The organism is Xylophilus sp. ASV27 (assembly GCF_016428875.1).
Taxonomy (GTDB): Bacteria; Pseudomonadota; Gammaproteobacteria; order Burkholderiales; family Burkholderiaceae_C; genus Xylophilus.
Genome location: NZ_JAELTO010000164.1, coordinates 1 through 6,583, shown reverse-complemented (window position 1 = coordinate 6,583; position 6,583 = coordinate 1). Strand labels below are relative to the sequence as shown.

Sequence of the window (6,583 nt, the reverse complement as noted above, 5' to 3'; positions counted from 1 at the left end):
GGCGCTCCTTGTACTTGGAGACGCCCGCGGCCTCTTCCAGGAACAGGCGCAGTTCCTCGGGCTTGGACTCGATGATGCGGCTGATCGTGCCCTGGCCGATTATGGCGTAGGCGCGCGGCCCCAGGCCGGTGCCCAGGAACACGTCCTGCACGTCGCGGCGGCGCACCGGCTGGTTGTTGATGTAGTAGCTGCTGGTGCCGTCGCGCGTGAGCACGCGCTTGACCGCGATCTCGGTGAAGCGGCTCCAGGAGCCGCCGGCGCGGCCGTCGTTGTTCTCGAACACCAGTTCCACGCTGGCGCGGCTGGCCGGCTTGCGCGTGTTGGTGCCGTTGAAGATCACGTCCTGCATCGACTCGCCGCGCAGCTCGCTGGCCTTGCTCTCGCCCAGCACCCAGCGCACCGCATCCATGATGTTGGACTTGCCGCAGCCATTGGGCCCGACCACGCCCACCAGTTGCCCGGGCAGCATGAAGTTGGTCGGCTCGGCAAACGACTTGAAGCCGGAGAGCTTGATGGAATTGAGACGCACGGGTGGCGGGCACGGGTAACGGGTTGGCGGATGCGCGGCATCCGTCAGGCCGGGGGACCGGCCTGTGCGAACGGGGGATGATAACCCTGCGCTCCGGCGCCCTGCACTGCACCGGAGCGCCTGCCGCTCCATTCGGGCGTCAATGGCAGCGGCCGGAGCAGGAATTCTGGTGGAATTGGCTTGCAGCCCACGTTCTACCTTGGCGTACAGCTACCATTTTAATAGCAGCAACCCCGCCGCGATGAATCCACCGGGCAGGCCTGCGATGGCTGCCGGCTGGTCCAGTGTTCTGGCCAATGATCCAGCCCGCCTCGCCGCTCGCCAGAAAGACCAACGGCCGTGCGATGTCGTCCACCCGCTCGATCCGGCCGAGCGGCGCAGGTCATCGACGGACATCGGGATAGTGGGTCAGGCGCCTGGCTGCCCACGCCCAAGGCATTCTTTTGCCTTCTCGCCGACGGAGCGGCGGCCCAGGGTTTACACCAAAAAAGTCAAGTTGACTTGTAAAAACAATTAAATTCAAACTCAACTTTACATCGAGGGCTTGCACGATACATCAACCTCAGTTTGAATGAAGGAAAAATTCAAACTTTGCTTGAAGTGAACACCCCCACCCTCCCCTCATTTTCTTCCGCACCCCTGACCCCCCCCGATCTGGGCCGCCAGTTGGAGCAGCAGCGCCTGCGAAAGCAGTTGAGGCGTGGCGCGCTGGGCGAGGCGGCCGGGCTGTCCTACCAGTCGCTGCAGAAGATTCTGGACGGGCAGTCGGACTTTCGCGTGTCCAATCTGTTGGCGCTGGCGCACGCGCTGGGGCTGGAGGTGGTGCTGGTGCCCTCGTCGCTGCGCCAGGCGCTGCAGGCGCCCGCCGCCCTGCCCGGCACCGATGGCGACGGCACGGCCACGCCGAGCGCCGTGGGCGCCGCGCTGGCACGGCTGCGGCCTCTGGCCGGGCCGGGCACGCCGCCCAAGCGCGGGGGGCCGCGATGAACGTCGATGTGCTGGTGATCCGCGTGCGCGACACCCGCGCCGGCATCCTGTTCCGCTATGCGCCGGAGGGCGCGGCGCCGGTGATCCGCTTCGTCGCCGACGACGCCTACGCCGCCGCGCCGCCCGGCACGGTCGATGTGCTGTCGCAGGCCTTCGTCGCCGAGCGGCCCGAGCAGCAGCGCGCCCTGCTGCTCAACGTGCTGGACGCGCGCTTCAACGGCGTGCCGGGCCGTGGCGGCGACTACCAGTTGCCGCCCTTCTTCCAGAACCTGCTGCCCGAGGGCGTGTTCCGCGACCACGTGGCGCAGCAGGCCGGCTGCCATCCGCGCGACCACTTCCGCATGCTGGCCGCCTGCGGGCTGGACCTGCCCGGGGCCGTCACCGCGCGCTGGGAAGACCTGGACCGCCGCACCCTGCAGCGCCTGGTTACGCAGGACCAGGATGCGCTGGAGCTGTCGGTGGGCGCGGCGCCGACGCAGGGCGCGGTGTCGCTGTCGGGCGTGCAGCCCAAGCTGTCGGTGCTGCGTGACGCCGCGGGCCGCTACGTCGGCCGCACCCGGCTGCGGGACACGGGCGGCGCGTGGCCGGACACCCACGTCATCGCCAAGCTGCCCGCCGTGGGCTACCCGCGCATGCCGGAGGTCGAGCATCTGTCGCTCCGCATGGCCCGCGCCGCCGGCGTGGACACCTGCCAGCACGCGCTGGAGCCGCTCGGCCTGCTGCTGGAGCCGCACCGCTACGACCTGGGCGACGAGGCCCGGCAGAACTTCCTCGCGGTGCAGCGCTTCGACCGCACGCCGGCCGGCCGCGTCATGTGCGAGGACTTCGCCCAGGTGCTGAGCGTGCCGCCCGAAGACAAATACAGCCGCAGCTACGCCGAAGTCGCCGCCGTGCTGCTGCACCTGCCCGCCTGCGGCGAGAGCGCGGTGCACGAGCTGCTGCGCCGCCTCGCCGTCAACGAACTGCTGGGCAACCCCGACGCCCACCTGAAGAACCTGGGCCTGATCTACCGCGACGGCCGCACGGCCGAGCTGTCGCCCGCCTATGACATCGTCGCCCTGTGCCTGTACGGCGTGAAGTCCGGCCACGCGCTGCGCCTGCTGCCGCCTGGCATCGCCCGCGACACCGGCGCGCCGCAATCGCTGCTGTCGCCCGTGGCGGTGCGCGACTTCTGCCGCGCGCTGGGCATTCCCGCCGGACCGGCCGCCGCCGTGGTGCGGCAGACCGTGCTGGCCGCCGCCAAGACCTGGCCCGCGCTGATCCGCGCCGCCGGCATCACGCCGCACCAGCAGCAGACCCTGCTGGCGCGCGTGGGCGCCCATGTGCTGACGCGGCAGGTGCTGGCGCGCAACCCGCAGTTGGCGCGGCTGTGGGCGCCGGCGGCATCGCACGCGTAAGCCGAGCCCCCGTAAATAGCTATCAAATAAATAGCAAAAGGCCCAGGTATTACCTGGTCCTCAGCTACTTTTTGCTCAGAAATCAGACGTAGAGCTTCTCCAGCGCATCCCACTCCGGCTTGCCCACCAGCCGCTGCCGTTCGGCGAACGGGGTGACCAGCGCCGGGTCTTCCTGCAGGCTGCGGGTGTCGCGCAGCACGGTCAGGGCGCGCTGCATGCCGGCCACGGCGCCTTGCAGGGCGGCGTTGGCGTAGAGCACGAAGCCGTAGCCGAGCCGGCCCAGTTCTTCCGCGCCGACGATGGGCGTGCGGCCGCCGATCACCAGGTTCATGAGCAGGGGCTTGTCCAGCCGCTGCGGCAGGGCCTTGATCTCCTCGGCGGTGGTGACGGCCTCGACGAACAGGATGTCCGCGCCGGCTTCGGCGAAGGTCTGGGCGCGTTCCAGCGCGGCCTCGAAGCCGTGCACGGCGCAGGCGTCGGTGCGGGCCATGATCAGCAGGTCGGCGTCCTGGCGCGCGTCGGCGGCGGCCTTGATCTTGCTCGCGGCTTCTTCGGTGGAGATCACGTCCTTGCCCGCGAAGTGGCCGCAGCGCTTGGGGCTGACCTGGTCCTCGAACTGGATGCAGTCGGCGCCGGCCCGCTCCAGCGTGCGCACGGTGTGGCGCACGTTGAGCGCGTTGCCGAAGCCGGTGTCGGCATCGACGATCAGCGGCAGCCGCACCGCGTCGCGGATGCGCGCCGTGTACTCGGCGATGTCGGCCAGGCCCATGAAGGCCTGATCCGGCATGCCGAAGTGCATGTTGGTGACGCCGGCGCCGGTGATGTAGAGGGCCTCGAAGCCCAGGTCTTCGACGACCCGGGCCGAGAGCGCGTTGAAAGCGCCGGGAACGAGTACGCCGCGGCGGGCGGCGGCCAGGGCGCGCAGTTGTTGCTTGGTGTTCATGCGGTGAAGGTCTTGGTAAACAACGGAGAAGGGAACGGAAACGACGGGAAAACGGTGCCGCTCAATCGAGCGTGATGCTGGCGTTGCGGATCACGGGCGCCCAGCGGGCACGCTCCTGGGCCAGGAACTGACCGCAGGCTTCGGGCGTGCCGCCGACGATCTCGCCGCCGCTGCCCTCGATCATGGCGCGCAGCGCGGGCTCCTGCAGGGCCGCGTTCACGGCCTGGTTCAGGCGCCGCACCACGTCGGCCGGCGCCACCAGTCCTCGTCTGGCAGGCCAGCAGTTCGCCCGACGGGTGGTGCGCGCCGCTCACCCCGCCGGCACCGGCGCGGCTCTCGACCACCACCGGCAGCGCCAGGGCTGCCGTGGCGGCGAGTTGCAGCAGGGTGTGGCGGCGGGAGGGGGACATCGTCACTCGTCCTTCATGCCGGTAGCCTTGACCACGCTGCCCAGGCGCGCGCGCTCCTCGTCGACGAACCTGATGAACGCGGCGCGGTCGCCGCCGATCGGCTCGATGCCCATGCCCTGCAGGCGCTTGACGGTGGCCGGGTCCTTCATGGCCTTGTCCACGGCGGCGGCCATCTTGTCGAGGATCTCGGCGGGCGTGCCGGCCGGCGCGTGCATGCCGGCCCAGTGGGCGATGCGGATCTGCGGGAAGCCCTGCTCCACGGCCGTGGGCAACTCCGGGTAGGCCGAGATGCGCTGCGTCCAGGTCGTGGCCAGGGCCTTGAGCTTGCCGCTCTTGAGGTATGGCAGCACCACGATGCTGGCCTCGGACGTGGCGTCGATCTGGCCGCCGAGCACGGCGGTGACGGATTCCGAGCCGCTCTTGTAGGGCACCAGGTCGAGCTTGGCGCCGTATTCGGAGGCGAGCAGCCCCTCGACGAAGTGCGGCGTGCTGCCCACGCCGGCGGTGCCGAAGTGCAGCCCCGCGCCGGTCTTCGACTGCGCGACGAAGTCCTTCAGGTCCTTGTAGGGCGAATTGGCCGGCACGATGATGACCGAGGGCGCCAGCCCGATCATGGCGACCGGCACCAGGTCGCTGTCCTTGTAGGGCACCTTGCGAATCATGCTGTTGGAGATGACGCCCGCGGCGCTGACCAGGAAGGTGTAGCCGTCGGGCGCGCTCTTGGCCACCAGGTCCGCGCCCAGGACGGCGCCCGCGCCGGGCTTGTTGTCCACGATGATGGGCTGGCCCAGCGCCTTGGAGGCGCCGTCGGCGGCGGCGCGCGCCAGCAGGTCGTTGGCGCCCCCGGCGGAAAAGGGCACGACCAGGCGGATCGGCTTGCTCGGCCAGGCGTCGGCCCAGCCCGGGGCGGCCTGCAGGCCGGCCAGCAACGCGGCGGCGCAGGCAAGGGTGTTGCGGCGGGAGATGTGCATGGTGTGTCCTGTAGTCGTGGCTTGATGTGGACGAACGCCCGAGGGCAGACGGGCAGGCCGGCATCCGGTGCAATCGTTGTGCCAAAGCTTCGCGCGCGCAAGCCCGCGTTGCAGTGCGTTGATTCGCAATGGTTTTCTGGCCCGAGGGCGGGCATGGCCGCATCCTCTGCCTCATTGCTGTTTCATTTATGAAAAAATGAACTGAACGATGCAACACCCCGCCCTCCCATGAAAAGCCCCCTCCCCGCCGCGCCGCTGCCGCGCATCGTCACCGTCGGGCGCTACCGCATCGGCCGCATGCTGGAGCGGCTGGCGCATACCGTGGAGGCGCAGGCCCGGGTCGAGCACGTCCCTTTGAGCTTCGGCGAGGCCGTGCGCGCCGTGCAGGCGCTGCGGGCGCGCGCGCCGGTGGACGCCGTCGTCGCCGCCGGCGCCAGCGGGCAATGGCTGCGCCAGCACCTGGACGTTCCGGTGGCGATGGTGGAGATGCGCGGCTTCGACCTGATGCGGGCGCTGGCCGCGGCCCGCGCGCTCTCGCCCAGGGTGGGCCTGGTGTCCTTCGACGGGCCGTCCGAGCACCTGGCGCAGCTCGACGCGCTGTTCGGCATGGGCATCGCGCAGTTCAGCTACCGCAGCCCGGAGGACGCGCCCGCCTGCGTGCAGGCGCTACGCGCGGCCGGCGTGGGCGCCGTGGTCGCGCCCGGGCTGGTGGCCGACCTGGCCGAGCAGGCCGGCATCGCCAGCGTGCTCATGTATTCCGACGAGGCGGTGCGCCAGGCGCTGCAGGACGCCGTGCGCCTGGCGCGCCACGGCCGCGCCGAGCGCGCGCGCCACGAGCGCCTGGGCACCATCCTCGGCCAGTTGCAGGACGGCGTGGTCGCGGTGGACCTGCGCCAGCGCATCGAGGCGCTCAACCCCGCCATGGCCGCGCTGCTGGGGGCCACGGTGCCGGAGCTGTCCGGCCGCGTGCTGGGCGACGTGGAGCCGGTGCTGGACCTGGGCGCCACGCTGCGCCTGCGCGAGGCGCCGGCCGACGAGGTGCTGCAGGTCGGCGCGCGCACCCTGGTCGTGCGGCGCGCGCCTATCGTGGAAGACGGCCAGGTCACCGGCGCGCTGCTGGTCTGCCGCGACCCGGCCGTGATCCAGCGCGCCGACCGCCACCTGCGCGCCGAGCAGCGGCACCGCGGCGCCGCGGCGCGCTACCGCATCGACTCCTTCCTGTCTCTTATACACATCTGGAAAAGGGGGGGGGGGGGGGGGGGGGGGGGGGGGGGGGGGGGGGGGGGGGGGGGGGGGGGGGGGGGGGGGGGGGGGGGGGGGGGGGGGGGGGGGGGGGGGGGGGGGGG

The 6,583-nt window shown here is 71.0% G+C and carries 7 protein-coding genes; 3 read left to right on the top strand and 4 right to left on the bottom strand.

Annotation, left to right across the window (positions count from 1 at the left end; all coding sequences use genetic code 11):
* A partial coding sequence (locus JHD63_RS21305; RefSeq protein ID WP_198972802.1) for an AAA family ATPase occupies nt 1–529 on the bottom strand: 529 nt, incomplete at its 3' end.
* A gap of 600 nt (nt 530–1,129) precedes the next feature.
* Between JHD63_RS21305 and JHD63_RS21300 the strand changes: the two genes are divergently transcribed.
* Together JHD63_RS21300 and JHD63_RS21295 are read left to right on the top strand one after the other, a co-directional pair.
* On the top strand, nt 1,130–1,516 hold the full coding sequence (locus JHD63_RS21300; protein WP_198972801.1) for a helix-turn-helix domain-containing protein: 387 nt from the start codon (nt 1,130–1,132) through the stop codon (nt 1,514–1,516).
* Nucleotides 1,513–2,913: a type II toxin-antitoxin system HipA family toxin gene (locus JHD63_RS21295; protein WP_198972800.1), complete on the top strand. Its 1,401-nt coding sequence runs from the start codon at nt 1,513–1,515 to the stop codon at nt 2,911–2,913. Before JHD63_RS21300 ends, JHD63_RS21295 begins: the two co-directional genes overlap by 4 nt.
* 82 nt (nt 2,914–2,995) lie before the next feature.
* On the opposite strand, the gene JHD63_RS21290 is transcribed toward JHD63_RS21295, so the two are convergent.
* The 3 genes from JHD63_RS21290 to JHD63_RS21280 all read right to left on the bottom strand — a co-directional run bounded on the left by JHD63_RS21290 (nt 2,996) and on the right by JHD63_RS21280 (nt 5,237).
* On the bottom strand, nt 2,996–3,856 hold the full coding sequence (locus tag JHD63_RS21290; protein ID WP_198972799.1) for an isocitrate lyase/PEP mutase family protein: 861 nt from the start codon (nt 3,854–3,856) through the stop codon (nt 2,996–2,998).
* Nucleotides 3,857–3,917: 61 nt separating this feature from the next.
* Nucleotides 3,918–4,115, bottom strand: coding sequence for a tripartite tricarboxylate transporter substrate-binding protein (locus JHD63_RS21285; protein WP_370590609.1), 198 nt, complete (start codon nt 4,113–4,115; stop codon nt 3,918–3,920).
* 153 nt (nt 4,116–4,268) lie between these two features.
* On the bottom strand, nt 4,269–5,237 hold the full coding sequence (locus JHD63_RS21280) for a Bug family tripartite tricarboxylate transporter substrate binding protein (RefSeq protein WP_198972798.1): 969 nt from the start codon (nt 5,235–5,237) through the stop codon (nt 4,269–4,271).
* A gap of 228 nt (nt 5,238–5,465) precedes the next feature.
* Here JHD63_RS21280 and JHD63_RS21275 point away from each other — a divergent pair.
* Nucleotides 5,466–6,583, top strand: a 1,118-nt coding sequence (locus JHD63_RS21275) for a sigma-54-dependent Fis family transcriptional regulator (protein WP_198972797.1), incomplete at its 3' end; no start/stop codon positions are given.